This window comes from Phytopseudomonas dryadis (genome assembly GCF_004327355.1).
GTDB lineage: Bacteria > Pseudomonadota > Gammaproteobacteria > Pseudomonadales > Pseudomonadaceae > Aquipseudomonas > Aquipseudomonas dryadis.
The window spans coordinates 133414-149930 of record NZ_QJUM01000004.1; the positions used below are offsets into that span (position 1 = coordinate 133414).

Genomic DNA, 16517 nt, shown 5'->3' on the forward strand with positions numbered 1-16517 from the left:
CGTCAAAAGAGGAGATAAGAACTGTGGAGTACGACCAGAAACGTATCGAAGAAGCAGTATTGGCCCTGCTCGCCACGTTCAGTTTCGACGGCAACCGCTCCTGGAAGGGCTTCGATTTTGGCGTGATGGACGCCCTGCATGCCCAAGGATTGATCGATGATCCTCGGGGCCAGGCCAAATCGGTGTGGCTGACCGCTCAAGGGCTGGAAAAGGGCAACGAGATCGCCGATCGGCTGTTCGCTGCAGATGGCAAAAGCAGTTGAGCCCGCTCGATTACGCAGATACCGTCTTGATCCTTGGTCTGCAAGAACCCGTTCGAAGCTCGGAGAGCTCACTTGTAGGAGCGTCGCCCCCGGCGCGATGCGATGGCGGCTCACCCACAAAATCCATAGTGCGACCCGCAATCGCCGCCGGACGCGGCGACACAAACATGGCTCCGTGCACAAGAAGGAACCACTAACTGTATGGCACTCATAGCCGACCGAGTAACGCTCGCCAGCGCGGACACAACCCCTGGGTTATTGCCCAATGCCGATCAGATAAGGGTTTTGCAGGAGCAGGGGGCGTCTACGGAAGAGCGGCAAACCGCCGCCCGTGTAGGAGCGTCGACCTCGGCGCGATGCGATGGTGACCATTGCCCAAAGCGTGTCATGGCCAGCAATCGCCGCGGGGTCGCGGCTCCTACAGGACCAGGGCAAGCCGCCGTTTTGCGGGCCAAACGCTTAACTGACTGGCATTAGGGTTATTGCCAAGCTTGCACCTGGCCGGGTCGTCATCGGAGACGTTCAGCTTCTGCCAGGCGACTGTCTCCAGCTTGCCAAGCTCGTTGTGCCCAGCCTCAATGATCTACCGCCTCAGGAACGCGCTCATGGCGCGCATAGGCGATGCGATCCTCAAAGCGACAGGTTCCTTGCGCATCAACTATGAAATCCTGGGCAACTCTGAGCCTGAACTACATGCCCACATCTTTCCGCGTTACATGAGTGAGCCCGAGGAGAAACGTCGCATGCCAGCGTGGTTCTATGACTGGCAGAACGCGATTCGTTATTCTGAACAAGAGCATGGGCACATCGTGGAAGCAATTCGTCGAAACCTGCAATCCGAGGCCTGACACGTCGCTCAACACCACTCTCTCCGCTCGATTGGATGGTGGGCACCGGGACCGACTAAAAAGCCGTCCTTTCGCTTAATCGCTAGCTGCGCCCATCAGATGCCGGTGATAAGCAAATCAAGAGCCGCAATGATGTCGTCGCGTTGCACGGACAGGTCGACAACTATGGGGCCTAACTGCTTCTTGGCGATACCGGCCAGTTGCGGTGTCATCATCACGTACTGGTCGTCCTCGATTTCAAATATTGGCGTTAGCGTTTCGAGCATTTTCCCTTTCATCGCGGCAACCCTGTAGAGAGGCACGACAACCCGGGTACCGAGCTCGGCAATCAGGTCACTTTGAACATCGAGCAGGAAGGGTACGGCGACCTTGGTGGCTGCATTGGTGTTCTTATGGACGGCGAACTGAGGCATCAGAAGCTCCGCAGATCGTCGCTGAACACGCCGTGGGATTCCACGTGCTGGTTGTAAGCTTCGATGGCTTTGCGGTTCTCGGCCAGCCATTGTTCGCGTTGTTTCTTCCTCAGGGTCTCGGCCAGCGCCCGCTCCAGTGTCGCAGAGAGGTTGATGTCCAGATCCCTGGCTTTATCGAGCAAATCGCCATTAACGCGGAGGTTGGCAGCCCGCTTTGGGGCATGAGGGTTGTAAGCGGGAATCATGGGTGTTCTCCAGAGCATGCATGCGCATATCTTATGCGCACACTGATAGACGGTAAAGGCGCACCCAATGAGCGCACAGCCACCCGCAGGTAGTGGGCGAAGCGCTTCCCCCCTGCCGTCAGCGCGATTGCATTCGTATATCCGGCCGTTAGCCGCTTGAGTCCTGCCTGGTCCGTCCCGGACTGAGTGGACACTGACTTAAGGTGGATAATGTCCGCCACAAGGAGTGTTCATGATCCAGACCAGACGACGTTTTCCCGAATCCTTCGAACGCGAAGCGGTAAACCAGGTGCTCGCCGGTACTGCGCTTCGTCATGTAGCCGACACGCTGGGCATCGCTGATAGCCTATTGGGCAAATGGAAACGTCAGGTGACGATGCCTTCCCGGGCAACGGCAAGCAGCGTGGCGAGAGCGCAGAGTTGCGTCGACTCCGCCAGCAATTGGCCCAAGTCACCATGGAGCGCGATGTTCTAAAAAAGATGATCGCCCTCTTCCGCCGCCTACGAAGTAAGGTTCCGCGCCATCGAGGCGTCGATGTGTCGGCCGCTGCGGGTCTCACGCAGCGGTTTCTATGCCTGGCGGCAGACGATGTGCTCAGTACTCTTCTCTGGCTCCCTCATGGGCTGAGCTGAGACGATATCAACGCCCGATCATGTAAATCTCGCCCCAGCGCGACTGGCCCTTGGCCGGCTTGGCCGCCAGGGCTACGGGGCGCGTCTGCAGGCCGGAAAGGGCGGCGCTCATCTGCTGATAGCCGTACTTGGACGGATCGCTGGCGTTGCGGAAATCCTTCAACCGTGTGGGCAGGCGTACCAGGTAGAGGCCATCGAGTTCGCATTGCACCTGGTCGTTGGCGATGCGTTCGCACTGCTCGTCGCGGAAGTCGATGTTCGGCACCTCGGGAAAGAAGCCGTCCACCAGCACGGCTTCGCCAGCGGCGATATCGAAGGAGGCGAACGGCTTGTCCAGCGCCGAGTGCACATCCAGGGCTTCGACCTTGCGCTCGGAAACAGTATTGGCCCAGCCGGCGGCGCGGGTCTGCTCCGTCACGTCATAGGAGCTGGTCTGCCAGTTCACGCACTCGTTGCTCACCACGCGCACCGTGGTGCAGTAGCTCTGCTCGTAGGTCTTGTTGGCGTACTGGGCGTCGCGCCATTCCTGGCCGTGGTCGTATTCGGAGTTGAGTTTCTCTTTGAGTACGGTGTGGCCGAGTGCGGAAGGGCTGGGCGTCTCGCGGCCGGTCAGGTCCGGCGTCACCGTGCGCGGCGATTCGTAGTAGCTGTTCTTCAGTTCGTAGTGCCCGGGCTCGACGATATAGACCTGATACAGCACGCGCCCGAACACCGTCTGGTAATGGCTGCCAGTGACGCCGACGTCAGGCGCCCTGTTGGTGTTGCCGACACGCAGCACGTTGTTCGGCGCCTGGCTGTTGACCCATTCGACTCCGGCCTTTTGCAACTTGGCGAAGTCGTTCATGCCTTCGTTGCTGTTCAGGTCGTAGGTCATGCTGTCGAGGTTGACGGTGGTGGTGACGACGATGGCCTTGCCGGATTGCAGGGCCATGCCGAACAAGTCGTCGGTGGCCTTTTGCAGCGCCTGGCGCTCGGCGATGATCTGCGCTTCGCTCTTCAGGCCAAGCATGTTGGGGGTGTTCTGCTGGGGGACGCAGCCCACCAGGGGCAGCAGTATCAGCGCGATCCCTGCCGGTGTCAGGTGAGGATTCATGGCGTAGAAGCTTTCTCGGTACGGATGGACTGGCGTGCGATGCTACGCAGTGTGTGGCACGTGCTGGATAGGTCAAGTGTACTAATGCTGTTTCGCTACTGCTGCCTCATTCGGCTTCCGACTGACGATCGCACCGCCCTGCCTTCATGCGGCCCTTCGGCAGCACGGGTATGGCATGACTGGTCGAGCTACGGCCTGGCCGCCTCGAACCCCACATGCTCACCCAGCCGCTCCAGCAGATAGGGATAGAACGGATTGGAGGTCACCCGCTGCAGCGCCTCCATGCTGACCAACAGCACGCCGCGCTCCCCCCGCACCGAGAGCGCGCCCAGGTGCACGCCGAAGTCTTCCGCTTCGTCCGGCTGCAGGCCGTACAGCGAATCGCTCAGGGGAAACGGCAGGGCGACGTGGGACAGCGAGAACACCTCACGCGGGAACGCCAGCCTCAGCGGGAAAAGCTGCTCTTCCTGGGCGCCCGCTTCAGTGATGCGGGCGGCGGCGTCCAGACTCTGCGTCGTGGTGTTGCCGACCACCACCGTGCGGTAGCGCCGCGGCGCGGGCGGCAACAGGTCGGCGGGCGAGCGGGCATTGGCGCCCAGCAGCGGGCCGAAATCGACGAAGCGGTTGAGGTCGAACAGCACCAGTTCGCTGCCATTGGCCGGCAGACGCTGGTACAGGGCGTCGATGACTGCCGGCGTGCTCACGGTGTAATCGACCAGCGACTGGAAGGTCAGCAACGGCGGCAACTCCTGCAAGGCGCCACGCTCGCTCAACGTGGCGATCTGCTCCTGCAGCGCGCTGGTGAACAGGTAGGACTGGCGCGCCGCATTGAGGGCGAAGGAGTTGTACTTGAACGGGTTGTACTCCGGCAGCACATCCAGCCAGGCGGCCTTGGCGAACGCCGGGAACACTGCCGGCAACCCGGCCAGCCCAGCGAACCGGGCGTAGCCGGCCACACCGATCATCGGCGAAATCAGCGTCAGGTGGTCGACGCGGGCCAGGCTGTCGTTGCCCAGGGCATCGAGGGCGTACTTGAGGGCCAGGCCGCCACCGGCGGAGTAACCGACCAGGTGCAGTTGGGCTTCGCTGGAGGTCAGCCGCTTGGCCTCGCGAATGGCCAGGCGCGTGGCGGCCAGCCAGTCCTGCCAGGTGACGTCGGTCAGGCCTCCGGGCGTGGTGCCATGCCCGGGCAGGCGCAGCCCGACCACCACGAAGCCGGCATCGCGATAATGCCTGGCGATATGCCGCAGGCTGTAGGGCGAGTCGCTGAGGCCGTGCAGCATCACCGCGGCGCCACGCACCGCGCCCTCGGGCTCGAGCACGTAGGAGCGGTTCCAGTCCTTGTCGAACCGCGAGGCGTTGATCGGGCTGTCGGCGAAATAGCGGTTGTCCGGCACCCGCTCGGCATCGTCCAGGCGCTGGTAGACCTTGTCCGGCAGCGAGGCGAACAGCGCCTGCTCGGCCAGCAGGTAGTCCTGCCAGGCGGCCGCGTCCAGTTCGGCGGCACTCAGTTCATGGGGCACGAAGGTGTGCCAGGGCCCCAGATCGGGCTTGCCCAGGGAATCGTAGACACGCAGGCCGAAAAAGGTCAGGCCGACCACGGCGACCACCAGAGCGCTCAAGCGCATCCATTTACTCACTACCGCCCGCATGCCTCACGCTCCACTGACCTTATCGAGGGCGATGATAGCGCCTCGAGCGGCCGTCATCCGCAGTACGAGCCGATCATCGGGAAAGGCTCACAGGTTTTAAACGCGCTTATCGATTAAACCGAATAGGTATATAGACCTTTGCAAACGGTCTTAGACTCGCCAGGAAAAGCCGTCTATCGTCGTCGCCGCTTCAAAAAAGCCTGTTCTACCACCCGCTGTCAGGCCCCCACACCGCATGAAAATCCGCAACCTCGATCTCAGCCAGAGCCCGGTCAACGACGAACACCAGGCACTGGGCCTCCCCCCTGTAGAAGATTTCGTTTCCCACCCCGATGACCATCCCGTGCTGCGTGCGGCCATGTGGTTCGCCATCCTGACCCTGGCCGGCCTGCTGCTGTTCCTCGCCTGGCGCCTGTTCTTCGGCAACCACGAAAGCAGCGGCCTGGAAATCATCGAAGACGCCCTGACCAGTCGCGCCTTCTGGAGCGCCGTGGCGGTCGGCTTCTTCGCCCAGGTCATCGACGGCGCCCTGGGCATGGCCTATGGCATCACCGCCACGACCTTCCTGCTCAGTACCGGCGCCTCGCCGGCTGCGGCAAGCGCCAGCGTGCATATCGCCGAAGTGTTCACCACCGGCCTGTCGGGGATTTCCCATGCCAAGCTGGGTAACGTCAACAAGGCGCTTTTTCTGCGCCTGCTGCTGCCGGGCATCATTGGTGCAATTCTCGGTGCGGTGCTGATCACCACCTTTGACGGCGACGTGATGAAGCCTTTCATCTCCGCCTACCTGTTGCTGATGGGCCTGTACATCCTGCGCAAGGCTTATCGCCACGTGCGGCTAGTCAAGAAGGAGCCCAAACACGTCGGCAAGCTGGCCTTGTTCGGTGGTTTCGTCGACGCCGCCGGCGGCGGTGGCTGGGGTCCGGTGGTCACCAGCAGCCTGCTCGGCTCGGGCAGCGACCCGCGCACCACCATCGGCTCGGTGAACTTCGCCGAATTCTTCCTGACCATCACCAGTGCGACCTCCTTCATCCTGCTGGCCGGTCAGCCGGACACCTGGCTGATGGTCGCCGGCCTGGTCTTCGGCGGCATGTTCGCCGCACCGCTGGCCGCGCTGCTGTGCAAGACCCTGTCGGCGCGTACCCTGCTGACCATCGTCGGCTGCCTGATCACCCTGCTCAGTGCCTACAACATCTACGCCAGCCTGACGTAAGAACCCGCGCCTTGCGATGACGGGCCGCAGCCCATAGGCTGCCGGAAAGTTGCACGACTTTCCGGAGCCCGTCATGAGCGATTCGCCAATCATTCCCTGCCCCAGTTGCAGCAGCCTCAACCGCATTCCCGCCGCACGCCTGGGCGAGGCGCCGCGCTGCGGCCACTGCAAGGCCGAAGTACTGCCCGGCACGCCGTTCGAGCTGAACCAGGGCAACTTCGCCCTGCAGCTCAAGGGCGACCTGCCCTTGCTGGTGGATGTCTGGGCCGCCTGGTGCGGGCCGTGTCGCAGCTTCGCGCCGGTGTTCGAGCAGGCCGCCGGGCAGCTGCGCACCCTCTGCCGGCTGGGCAAGCTCGACAGCGAAGCCAATCCACAGCTATCCACCCAGTTGGGTATTCGCTCGATTCCCAGCCTGATTCTGTTTCGTGACGGCAAGGAGGTGGCCCGGCAGAGCGGTGCCCTGCCCCTGCCGCAATTGCGTGCCTGGCTCAATGGCCATGGCATCTGAGCGAGCGTTCCAGGCGCCTGCCGCGACCCGGTCTAACGCGACCCGGTCTGACGCCTGACCTTGCCATGGGCGAAAAGACCAGCTAATCCATGGAACACAATAATCGGGTTCTGAGGCGCTCGCCCAAGGCCTGGCAAGAGAGAGGTTCCATGTTCACGCACATCCTGATCGCCCACGATCTGCGCGACACTGCCGAGATGGCCTTGCGCCGAGCGGCGCAACTGGCGCGACAGCACGGCGCCCGCCTCAGCGTACTGCACGTGCTCGACCCGACGCAGAGCGAGCAACAACATGAACACGCCAGGCAGGTGCTGGATCGCAGCATCGGCCAGCACGCGCCTCCCGACAGTGCCCTGCACCTGCGCAGCGGCAAGCCTTCGGAAGTGGTGCTGCAACTGCTGGGCGAGCTCGACTGCGACCTGCTGGTGCTCGGCGCTCACCACCAGCGCCATGACTTCTTTTCCGGCACCAGCCTCGACCGTATCTCGCGCCATTGCCCGGTGGCACTGCTGCTGGTCGCGCGCAACGCGTTCGACCCCTACGAGCGTGCCCTGGCGGCCATCGACTTCTCGCTCTGCGCCTGCAGCGCCCTGGCTCAGGGCTACAGGCTGCTGCCCGAAGAGGCCGAGCTGCATGCCGTGCACGTCTTCGAAGCGGACAAGGGCACCCCGGAGCAGAGGCGAAGCCAGTTGCAGATCCAGCAGGCCCTGATCGATCAGTTGTTGCACGACGAAGCGCAGAAACTGCCCGAGATCGGCCCGCGCCTCAGCCACTCGCTCCATGAGGGCGGCATTCTGCGCTGCCTGCAACAGCAGTTGAGAAGCCGCCGCAGTGAAGTGCTGATCCTCGGCAGCCACGGTCGCGGTGCGCTCTCCCAGGCATTGCTGGGCAGCCTGGCCCAGCATTTCCTGCACAAGGCGCCCTGCGACGTGTTCGTGGTTCGCTAGCCTCGCAACCCGGGTATCGCTGCGCTCAACACCGGGCTACTCAAGCAAGCAGCAGCATCGCCTGTAGCCTGCGGTCGAGCGCAGCGATACCCAGGGCCATCAAGCCTGCTGCAACAGGTCGTGCAATTCGACGTACTGCAGGGTCAGCTTGTGCCGCGGGTCGAGGTAGATCAGCGGCATACAGGCCTGGTGCGACTCGCGCATCTTCACCGAATTCATCAGGTTCACCGGCAGTACCGGCAAGCCTTCGGCCACCAGCTCGTCGAGCAATTGCTGCGGCAACGACGCCCGCGGCTGAAACTGGTTGACCACGATGCCTTCCACCTCCAGGCCCTCGTTGTGATCCTCCTTGAGCTCCTCGATCTCCTGCAGCAGGCCGTACAGCGCATTGCGCGAGAAGCTGTCGCAGTCGAAGGGAATCAGCACACGATCAGCGGCGATCAGTGCTGAAACGGTATAGAAATTCAACGCTGGCGGGGTGTCCAGGTAGATCTGGTCGTAGTCCTCGGAGAGTTCCTCGAGCAACTTGCGCAGCTTGTTGATCTTGTGTTTCTGCTCCAGCTTGGGCTGCAGATCGGCCAGTTCGGCAGTCGCGGTGATCACATGCAGGTTGTCGAACGGCGTTTCGTAGATATCCACCTTGCCCTTCTTGGCGAACGGCCCGCTGGACAGCGTCTGCTTGAAGAAGTCGGCGATGCCCATGGGGATCTCATCGCCGGTCAGCCCGGTCAGGTAATGGGTGGAGTTGGCCTGAGCATCCAGATCGACCAGCAGCGTACGGTAACCCTGCGAGGCACTCACCGCCGCCAGATTGCAGGCGATACTGGACTTGCCCACACCACCTTTCTGATTGAAAACCACACGCCGCATCGGGAACCTCCCTCACTGAAGTCCAGTGATTCTAGGCCTAGCCTGATGACAATGACGAGAAAACCGGCGAAAACGCGTCATCCAGCAGAAAATCACCACTTAATGTTTGCGAGGTAAAGTCTTACCCCGGATAATGCCCGCGCAGTATCGCTTCCCATCGACAAGGCCCTTGTCGCACAGGACAGTCGCATAGACAAGGAAATGCCCGGCGGGCCAAGCGGAGTTTCATCTAGACATGCATTTCAGGATCGATCAATGGCGTGCCTGGGCTCCCGGCCTGGACAGCACGGATGACTGGCTCGCCTGGAGCAAGGCACCCGAACGCCTGCACGATTCTGGCGAACAACCCGATGTCAGCTTTCTCCCGGCCCTGCAACGCCGTCGCCTGAGTCGCCTGGCGCGCATGGTTTTCCAGGTCGCCTGGCCGCTTGCCGAAGGTCATGCGGCGTTGCCCCTGGTGTTCGTCTCGCGGCATGGCGAAACCCCGCGAACCCTGGCCATTCTGCAAGACCTCGCTAGAGAAGAACCGCTGTCGCCGACACAGTTCAGTCTTTCCGTGCATAACGCGACCATCGGCCAATGGTCGATCCTGCGTGGCGACACCAGCGAGATGACCGCCCTGGCCGGCGAAGGTGATGGCCTGGAGACGGCCATGCTGGAAGCGGCCACGCTGCTTGCCGACGGCGCACCGGCCGTGCTGCTGGTGATCGGCGAGGAGGCGCAGCCGGCGCTTTATGCGCCGTTCATCGACGACGTTCCGTTCCCCTACGCGCTGGCCCTGCTGCTGGTGCCTGGCGACGACTGGGATTTGCAGCTACGCACGGGCACGGGCCCGCGCACACCGTGGCCGCATCCGTTGAGCCTGGTGCAAGGCCTCTGCAACGGATGCACCTCCCTCGAACACACCTGGAAGGAACGCCAATGGACCTGGTCACACAACGCCTCGTGAAGCGCTACAGCGCGCCCTACTGGTGGCGGCTGATCGCGACAGCGGCGAGCTTTACCCTGTTCGGTATCGGCGGCCTGCTGCTGCGGGTACTGGTGTTTCCCGTGTTGTCGCTGCTGCCGGGCGACGCCGCGGCCCACCAGCGCCGCGCCCGGCAAGTGGTGAGCTGGAATTTCCGCGCCTTCGTCAAGTTCATGCAGCACAGCGGCGTGCTCACCTATGAAGTCGAGGGTGCCGAGCGCCTGGGCCGCCCCGGACAGATGATCATCGCCAACCACCCGTCGTTGATCGATGTGGTGGTGATGATCGCCTTCACCCGCAACGCCAATTGCGTGGTGAAACAGAGCCTGTGGAACAACCCTTGCATGCGCGGACCGATCCACGCTGCGGGCTACATCAGCAACAGCGGCAGCATGGACATGCTCGACGAAGCGGCTGGCGCCCTGCAGCAGGGCCAGACCCTGATCATTTTTCCGGAAGGCACGCGCACCACGCCAGGCCGCGCGCCGGAATTCCACCGGGGCGCCGCCGCCATCGCCCTGCGCGGTGCCCGGGTGATAACGCCGGTGGTCATCAGTGTCACCCCCACCACGCTGACCAAGGCTGAACCCTGGTACCGGATTCCGGCACGGCGCTTCCACTTCCGTCTGCGCGTGGGCCAGGACATCGACCCGGCGCAGTTCGCCGCCATGGGCGCGGCACCGGTGGCATCGCGCAAACTCAACGATCATCTGCATCAGCATTTCATACAGGAGCTCGCAAGAGATGAGCGCTCTACGACTTGAGATCAAGAACCTGATCATCGATTCCCTGGGACTCGAAGACATCACCCCCCAGGACATTGGCGACGACCTCACCCTGTTCGGCGAGGGCCTCGGCCTGGATTCGGTCGATGCCCTGGAACTGGGCCTGGCGATCCAGAAACGTTTCGGCATCAAGATCGACGCCGAAGCCAAGGACACCCGCACCCATTTCGCCAACGTGGCCAGCCTGGCAGCCTTCGTTGCCAGCCGCCAGGCAGCCTGAGGACGACCACCATGCAGACCCGTGACGAAATCTTCGCCACCTTGCGCGACGCCCTGGTGGAATTGTTCGAGCTGAGCCCCGAGCGGATCAGCCTGGACGCCAACCTCTACGAGGATCTGGAAATCGACAGCATCGACGCCGTCGACCTGATCGACCACATCAAGCGCCAGACCGGCAAGAAGATCGCCGCCGAAGCCTTCAAGTCGGTGCGTACCGTCGGCGACGTGGTCGAAGCGGTGTATCAGTTGGTCAATGCGGAACCCGCATGAGCCGTTTGCTCGGCCTGCTGGTAGCCCTGGTCAGCGTGGCGTATCCGTTCGCCGTATATTTCGGCGCGGGCCACCTTTCACCCGGGTTGTTCGCCGGGCTGCTCGGTGGCTTGTGGCTGGCCCGCCTGCTCGCCAACCCGCGCGACAGCAATAGCCGCAGGATGACCGGCGTGGTTCTGGTCTTCTGCCTGCTGCTTGCCCTGGCTGACGAGCCGGCGTTGCTGCGCTGGTACCCGGTGCTGGTCAGCGCGCTGTTGCTGGCGCTGTTCGCCAGCAGCCTGAAGATCGGCATGCCGATGGCCGAGCGCCTGGCACGCCTGCGCGAGCCCGAGCTACCTGAAGTGGCCGTGCGCTACACCCGCCGAGTAACCGAGGTGTGGGCACTGTTTCTGCTCGCCAACGGTCTGGTGGTGGTCGCGCTGAATCTGTGGGCACCGCTGTCCTGGTGGGCGCTCTACACCGGGCTGATTTCCTACTGCCTGATGGGCCTGCTATTCGCCGGCGAATGGCTGGTACGTCAACGTGTAAGGAGATTCGCATGAACTGGCTGAGCCTCGAGAACCTGCTGCTGGAGGCGGATGCCAGCCGTCAGATAACGCCGCAACTGAACCACGCGCAACTGTGCCAGCGCGCCTTGAACCTGGCCGGCCACTGGCAGGCTGCGGGCGTGCAGCGCGTTGCCCTGCACCTGGAGGATGCCGCCGAGCTGGCCATCGCCCTGCTCGCTGCCTGGCAGGCCGATATCCATGTGCTGCTGCCGGCCGATGCGCAGCCGCAGACCCGTCAGCGCCTGGGCGCCCAGGTCGATCTGTGGCTGGAGCGGCTCGATGATTCGATGACGGCAGCGCCACTGCCCGCTCGTGCGCTGGATCTGGAACATTGTCGCCTGACCCTGTGCACATCCGGCTCCAGTGGCGAGCCCAAGCTTATCGACAAGAGCCTCGGGCAGCTGACCAACGAAGTGCAGGCGCTGGAAAATCTTTGGGGTGAAAGGCTCGGCGATGCACTGATCATCGGCAGTGTGGCCGCCCAGCACATCTACGGGCTGCTGTTCCGCGTGCTCTGGCCGCTGTGCGCGGGGCGCGCCTTCCTGCCCAAGACGTTGCCCTTCCCCGAAGACCTGCAACTGGCCAGCCTGCCCCACCCGGCGTTTGCCTGGGTCACCAGCCCGGCGCTGCTCAAGCGCATGGGCGACAACCTCGACTGGTCGGCGCTGAGCCGCGTGCGTCAGGTGTTTTCCTCCGGCGGAGCCCTGCCGGCCGAGGCCGCTGCTTCGCTGCAACAGCGCCTGGATCAGTGGCCGACGGAAATCTACGGCAGCTCGGAAACCGGCGGCATCGCCTGGCGCCAGGGCGGCGAGCACTGGCAGCCGTTCGCTGACGTGCAGCTCGAGCTGAACGACGAGGGCGCGTTGCGCCTGAGCTCGCCCTATCTGCCTGCTGGCCACTGGGAACAGATGGCCGACGCCGTGCAGATCGAGGCCGATGGTCGCTTCATCCTCGGCGCGCGCCTGGATCGCATCGTCAAGCTGGAAGAAAAACGTATCTCCCTGCCCCTGCTGGAACAGGCCCTGACCCTGCACGGCTGGGTCAGCGAGGCGCGTCTTGGCGTGCTGCAGCAGGGCCGCGCCTTTCTCGGTGCGCTGGTGGCACTGTCCCCCGAAGGCCTGCACGTGTTGCGCAACCAGGGCCGTCGCCACCTCACCGAAGGCCTGCGCCAGCATCTCGCCGCTCATTGCGAAACCATCGCCCTGCCGCGCCGCTGGCGCCTGCTGTCCCAGTTGCCCTATAGCAGCCAGGGCAAGCTGGGCCAGGTCCAGGTCAACGAGCTGCTGGCTGCCGACCGGCCCACGCGTATCGAGCCCAGCAGCACACGGGAAGAAGACGGCGAATGGCATCTGGAGCTGGACGTACCGCTGGATCTGGCCCACTTCAGCGGCCACTTCCCGGGCACCCCGGTGCTGCCTGGCGTGGTGCAGATCGATTGGGCCCAGCACCTGGGGCGCGCGCTGATCAGCGACCTGCCGCCGCTGTTCGGCGGCATGGAAGTGCTCAAGTTCCAGCAATTGGTACGCCCCGGCGACCGCCTGCAACTGACCCTGCGTTTCGACCGCGAGCGCAACAAGTTGTATTTCACCTTCCGCAACGGCGAGGCCAACTGCTCCTCCGGGCGCATCCTGCTCAAGGCCGCGCCATGACTGCGATTGCAGCCGTTCATCGCCCCTGCGCACTGATCCCGGTGTACAACCATGAGCACGCACTGCCCGCAGTGGTCGCCGCCTTGCTCGATGCCGGCCTGCCTTGCGTGCTGGTCGACGATGCCTCCAGCCCGGGCTGCGCGGCGGTGATCGACAGGCTCGCCAGCGAGGCCGATACCTATTTGCTGCGCCTGCCCCACAATCAGGGCAAGGGTGGTGCGGTAATGGCCGGCCTGCGCGAGGCGCAGCGCCTGGGCTTCAGTCATGCGCTGCAGGTGGATGCCGATGGCCAGCACGATCTGCAGGCGGTTCAGGCCTTCCTCGACGAGTCCCGCGATCATCCCGAGGCGATCGTCTGCGGCTACCCGCAGTACGACGCCAGCGTGCCCAAGGGCCGCCTGTATGCGCGCTACCTGACTCACGCCTGGGTGTGGATCAACAGCCTGTCGCTGCAGATCCGCGACTCCATGTGCGGCTTCCGGGTCTACCCGCTGGCCGCCAGCGTGGCGCTGATCGACTCGGCGAAGCTGGGCACGCGCATGGATTTCGACTCGGAAATCCTCGTGCGCCTGTCCTGGCGCGAGCAGCCCATGCGCTGGCTACCGACCCGCGTGCATTACCCCGAGGATGGCGTCTCGCATTTTCGCCTGTGGCAGGACAATGCGCTGATCTCGAAAATGCATGCGCGGCTGTTCTTCGGCATGCTCTGCCGCGCGCCCTGGCTGCTCTATCGGCGGTGGCGCTGATGGATCGGAGCAAGCACTGGGCCGAGCAACGCGAGCGCGGCAGTTTCGCCCTGATGAAATTCACCGCCCTGGCCTCGCGCCATCTGGGGCGCCGTGCCCTGAGCCCGTTGCTGTACCTGATCGTCGGCTATTTCTTCCTGTTCGGCGCCAAGGCCCGGCGCAGCGTTCGCCAGTACCAGAACAACCTGGCGAGCTGGAGCGCCCGCCCGGCATTGCGCCCGACTCACCGCTCGGTGTTCGCCCAGTTCATGGCCTTCGCCGACAGCCTGCTGGACAAGCTGGACGTGTGGAGCGGCCGCCTGCACTTCGCCGACATCGAGCTGATCGACCCCCACGGCCTGCACGGCCAGATGAACTGCAGCCGTGGGCAACTGCTGGTCGGCGCCCACCTGGGCAATCTCGAAGTGTGCCGCGCTCTGGCCGAGCTGGGCGCCCAGGTACGCATGAACGTGCTCGTTCATACCCGGCATGCCGAACAGTTCAATCGCCTGCTCAGGGAAAGCGGTGCCGACAACCTGCGGCTGATTCAGGTCAGCGAATTGGATCCGGCGGTGATGATGCGTCTGGCCGATCACCTGGAGCGCGGCGAATGGCTGGCGATCGCCGGCGATCGCGTGCCGCTGCACGGCGAGCGCACCGTCGACGTGGAGTTTCTCGGCCAGTCGGCGCCCCTGCCCCAAGGCCCCTGGCTGCTCGCCGGGCTGTTGCAGTGCCCGGTCAACCTGATCGACTGCCTGAAGATCGATGGCCGCTACCAGATCATGCTGCAACCCTTTACCGACTCCGTGCAGTGGAAACGCAGCGAGCGCGATGCGGTGATCCAGGGCTGGGCGCAACGCTACGCCGATCACCTGGCCCAACGCTGCCTGCAAGCCCCGCAGCAGTGGTTCAACTTCTATCCGTTCTGGAACGAACATGACAACCCATCAGCCTGAAACGGTGACCTTCGGCGCTCAGCCGCTGCGTCTTGAACAGATCGTCGGCCTGGCCCAGCGCACGGCGCGTGGCGCCCTGGACACGAGTGCCGAATGGCGTGAGCGCATCAGCCGCGGCGCACGCTTCGTCGACAGCCTGCTGGATCGTGAAGGCATGATCTACGGCATCACCACCGGCTACGGCGACTCCTGCGTAGTGGCAGTGCCGCTGCACCAGGTCGAGGCGCTGCCCCGTCACCTGTACACCTTCCACGGCTGCGGCCTGGGCAAGCTGCTCGACGAGCCGGCCACCCGCGCGGTGCTGGCTGCCCGTTTGCAGTCGCTGTGCCAGGGCATGTCCGGGGTTCGCCTGGAACTGCTGGAGCGCCTGCAGGCATTCATCGAACAGGATGTGCTGCCGCTGATCCCGGAAGAAGGTTCGGTAGGCGCCAGCGGCGACCTGACGCCACTGTCCTACATTGCCGCGACCCTGTGCGGCGAGCGCGAGGTACTGTACCGCGGCGAGCGGCGCAGTGCCGCCGAGGTGCACGCCGAACTGGGCTGGACGCCGCTGGTGCTACGCCCCAAGGAAGCCCTGGCACTGATGAACGGCACTGCGGTAATGACCGCCCTGGCCTGCCAGGCTTATGCCCGCGCCGATTACCTGCTCAAGCTGGCGACGCGCATTACCGCGCTCAATGTGATCGCCCTGCAGGGCAATCCCGAACACTTCGACGAGCGCCTGTTCGCCGCCAAACCGCATCCGGGCCAGAATCAGGTCGCCGCCTGGATTCGCCAGGATCTGGCCATCGACGCGCCGACCGCCCCCAAGGCCGCTGGAAGCGTATCGAGCGACGGGGCGGCAAGGCGAGAGACGGCGAGGCCGCGGAGTTTACAAGCGGTAAATGAGCAGGCCGAGCCGGCTCTCAACGCAGCCGCACCTAGCGCAGTAGCTTCCAGAGGCCTTGGTTTGCATCGCCTGCAGGATCGCTACTCCATCCGCTGCGCCCCCCACGTGCTTGGCGTGCTGGCCGACAGCCTGGGGCTGCTGCGCCAGTTCATCGAAATCGAGCTGAACAGCGCCAACGACAACCCGCTGATCGACCCCGATGAGGAGCGCGTGCTGCATGGCGGGCACTTCTACGGCGGGCATATCGCCTTCGCCATGGACAGCCTGAAGAACCTGATCGGCAACCTCGCCGACCTGCTCGACCGCCAACTCGCCCTGCTGGTCGACACCCGCTACAACCACGGCCTGCCGAGCAACCTGTCCGGCGCCCCGGCCGAAACGGCGATGATCAACCACGGCTTCAAGGCCGTGCAGATCGGCGCCAGCGCCTGGACCGCCGAAGCTCTGAAGAACACCCTGCCGGCCAGTGTGTTCTCGCGCTCCACCGAATGCCACAACCAGGACAAGGTGAGCATGGGCACCATCGCCGCCCGCGATGCCCTGCGCAGCCTGGAACTGGCCGAGCAGGTCGCCGCGGCCACGTTGCTCGCCGCCAACCAGGGCGTGTGGCTGCGCCAGCGCGCCGAATCGACCGTCCTGCCGGCAGCCCTGGCGGACATGCACGGGCAACTCGCCGAAGACTTCCCGCCGCTGATCGAAGATCGCGCCCTGGAAGGCGAACTGCGCCTGTGCCTGCAACGTATCCGTGCCCGGCACTGGAGCCTCTATGCGTAACCCATGCTTCGCAGGAGCCATGCTGGCGATAATGGCGTTGAAATCCGCTT

20 protein-coding genes are annotated in these 16517 nt (G+C 64.0%); 15 read left to right on the top strand and 5 right to left on the bottom strand.

Annotated features, from left to right (window positions below; all coding sequences use genetic code 11):
* The first annotated feature begins 23 nt into the window (after positions 1 to 23).
* Together DNK34_RS04725 and DNK34_RS25915 are read left to right on the top strand one after the other, a co-directional pair.
* Positions 24 to 263: a DUF6429 family protein gene (locus DNK34_RS04725; protein WP_131174367.1), complete on the top strand. Its 240-nt coding sequence runs from the start codon at positions 24 to 26 to the stop codon at positions 261 to 263.
* A gap of 605 nt (positions 264 to 868) precedes the next feature.
* Positions 869 to 1111 (top strand): HIT family protein, encoded by a 243-nt coding sequence (locus DNK34_RS25915; RefSeq protein WP_317622801.1) that lies wholly within the window; start codon positions 869 to 871, stop codon positions 1109 to 1111.
* A gap of 95 nt (positions 1112 to 1206) precedes the next feature.
* Here DNK34_RS25915 and DNK34_RS04735 read toward each other — a convergent pair whose 3' ends face one another.
* Both DNK34_RS04735 and DNK34_RS04740 read right to left on the bottom strand, forming a co-directional pair.
* A complete protein-coding gene (locus DNK34_RS04735) occupies positions 1207 to 1524 on the bottom strand; it encodes a CcdB family protein (protein ID WP_131174368.1) in 318 nt (105 codons plus the stop codon).
* Entirely contained in the window at positions 1524 to 1769 is a 246-nt protein-coding gene (locus tag DNK34_RS04740) for a type II toxin-antitoxin system CcdA family antitoxin (protein WP_131174369.1), read from the bottom strand. Before DNK34_RS04740 ends, DNK34_RS04735 begins: the two co-directional genes overlap by 1 nt.
* Positions 1770 to 2001: 232 nt before the next feature.
* On the opposite strand from DNK34_RS04740, the gene DNK34_RS04745 reads away from it, so the two are divergent.
* Positions 2002 to 2244 (top strand): transposase, encoded by a 243-nt coding sequence (locus DNK34_RS04745; RefSeq protein WP_131174370.1) that lies wholly within the window; start codon positions 2002 to 2004, stop codon positions 2242 to 2244.
* A gap of 165 nt (positions 2245 to 2409) precedes the next feature.
* Here the strand turns inward: DNK34_RS04745 and DNK34_RS04750 are convergent, their stop codons facing one another.
* On the bottom strand, positions 2410 to 3495 hold the full coding sequence (locus DNK34_RS04750) for a hypothetical protein (RefSeq protein WP_131174371.1): 1086 nt from the start codon (positions 3493 to 3495) through the stop codon (positions 2410 to 2412).
* Positions 3496 to 3683: 188 nt separating this feature from the next.
* Positions 3684 to 5147, bottom strand: a complete 1464-nt coding sequence (locus tag DNK34_RS04755; protein ID WP_131174372.1) for an alpha/beta hydrolase — start codon at positions 5145 to 5147, stop codon at positions 3684 to 3686.
* A gap of 235 nt (positions 5148 to 5382) precedes the next feature.
* Between DNK34_RS04755 and DNK34_RS04760 the strand changes: the two genes are divergently transcribed.
* The 3 genes from DNK34_RS04760 to DNK34_RS04770 all read left to right on the top strand — a co-directional run bounded on the left by DNK34_RS04760 (position 5383) and on the right by DNK34_RS04770 (position 7815).
* The gene (locus tag DNK34_RS04760) at positions 5383 to 6360 is read left to right on the top strand and encodes a sulfite exporter TauE/SafE family protein (protein ID WP_131174373.1); all 978 of its coding nucleotides are present in this window, start codon (positions 5383 to 5385) and stop codon (positions 6358 to 6360) included.
* Between the two features lie 73 nt (positions 6361 to 6433).
* Positions 6434 to 6868: a thioredoxin TrxC gene (gene trxC, locus DNK34_RS04765; protein ID WP_131174374.1), complete on the top strand. Its 435-nt coding sequence runs from the start codon at positions 6434 to 6436 to the stop codon at positions 6866 to 6868.
* 149 nt (positions 6869 to 7017) lie between these two features.
* Entirely contained in the window at positions 7018 to 7815 is a 798-nt protein-coding gene (locus DNK34_RS04770) for a universal stress protein (RefSeq protein ID WP_131174375.1), read from the top strand.
* Positions 7816 to 7914: 99 nt separating this feature from the next.
* On the opposite strand, the gene DNK34_RS04775 is transcribed toward DNK34_RS04770, so the two are convergent.
* Positions 7915 to 8685: a ParA family protein gene (locus DNK34_RS04775; RefSeq protein ID WP_131174376.1), complete on the bottom strand. Its 771-nt coding sequence runs from the start codon at positions 8683 to 8685 to the stop codon at positions 7915 to 7917.
* 235 nt (positions 8686 to 8920) lie between these two features.
* On the opposite strand from DNK34_RS04775, the gene DNK34_RS04780 reads away from it, so the two are divergent.
* The 9 genes from DNK34_RS04780 to DNK34_RS04820 are packed head-to-tail and all read left to right on the top strand — an operon-like array spanning position 8921 to position 16467.
* On the top strand, positions 8921 to 9634 hold the full coding sequence (locus DNK34_RS04780) for a beta-ketoacyl synthase chain length factor (RefSeq protein ID WP_131174377.1): 714 nt from the start codon (positions 8921 to 8923) through the stop codon (positions 9632 to 9634).
* The gene (locus DNK34_RS04785; RefSeq protein ID WP_131174378.1) at positions 9607 to 10416 is read left to right on the top strand and encodes a lysophospholipid acyltransferase family protein; all 810 of its coding nucleotides are present in this window, start codon (positions 9607 to 9609) and stop codon (positions 10414 to 10416) included. Before DNK34_RS04780 ends, DNK34_RS04785 begins: the two co-directional genes overlap by 28 nt.
* A complete protein-coding gene (locus DNK34_RS04790) occupies positions 10397 to 10657 on the top strand; it encodes a phosphopantetheine-binding protein (RefSeq protein WP_131174379.1) in 261 nt (86 codons plus the stop codon). The genes DNK34_RS04785 and DNK34_RS04790 overlap by 20 nt, the downstream gene beginning before the upstream one ends.
* A gap of 11 nt (positions 10658 to 10668) precedes the next feature.
* A complete protein-coding gene (locus DNK34_RS04795; protein ID WP_042552284.1) occupies positions 10669 to 10926 on the top strand; it encodes an acyl carrier protein in 258 nt (85 codons plus the stop codon).
* Positions 10923 to 11468, top strand: a complete 546-nt coding sequence (locus DNK34_RS04800) for a COG4648 family protein (protein ID WP_131174380.1) — start codon at positions 10923 to 10925, stop codon at positions 11466 to 11468. The genes DNK34_RS04795 and DNK34_RS04800 overlap by 4 nt, the downstream gene beginning before the upstream one ends.
* Positions 11465 to 13123 (top strand): acyl-CoA synthetase family protein, encoded by a 1659-nt coding sequence (locus DNK34_RS04805; RefSeq protein WP_131174381.1) that lies wholly within the window; start codon positions 11465 to 11467, stop codon positions 13121 to 13123. Before DNK34_RS04800 ends, DNK34_RS04805 begins: the two co-directional genes overlap by 4 nt.
* Positions 13120 to 13869 carry a glycosyltransferase family 2 protein gene (locus DNK34_RS04810; RefSeq protein WP_131174382.1) on the top strand — a complete coding sequence of 250 codons (750 nt, stop codon included), beginning with the start codon at positions 13120 to 13122 and terminating at the stop codon, positions 13867 to 13869. The genes DNK34_RS04805 and DNK34_RS04810 overlap by 4 nt, the downstream gene beginning before the upstream one ends.
* A complete protein-coding gene (locus DNK34_RS04815; protein WP_131174383.1) occupies positions 13869 to 14804 on the top strand; it encodes an LpxL/LpxP family acyltransferase in 936 nt (311 codons plus the stop codon). Before DNK34_RS04810 ends, DNK34_RS04815 begins: the two co-directional genes overlap by 1 nt.
* Positions 14785 to 16467: an HAL/PAL/TAL family ammonia-lyase gene (locus DNK34_RS04820; RefSeq protein WP_131174384.1), complete on the top strand. Its 1683-nt coding sequence runs from the start codon at positions 14785 to 14787 to the stop codon at positions 16465 to 16467. The genes DNK34_RS04815 and DNK34_RS04820 overlap by 20 nt, the downstream gene beginning before the upstream one ends.
* Positions 16468 to 16517: the final 50 nt, after the last annotated feature.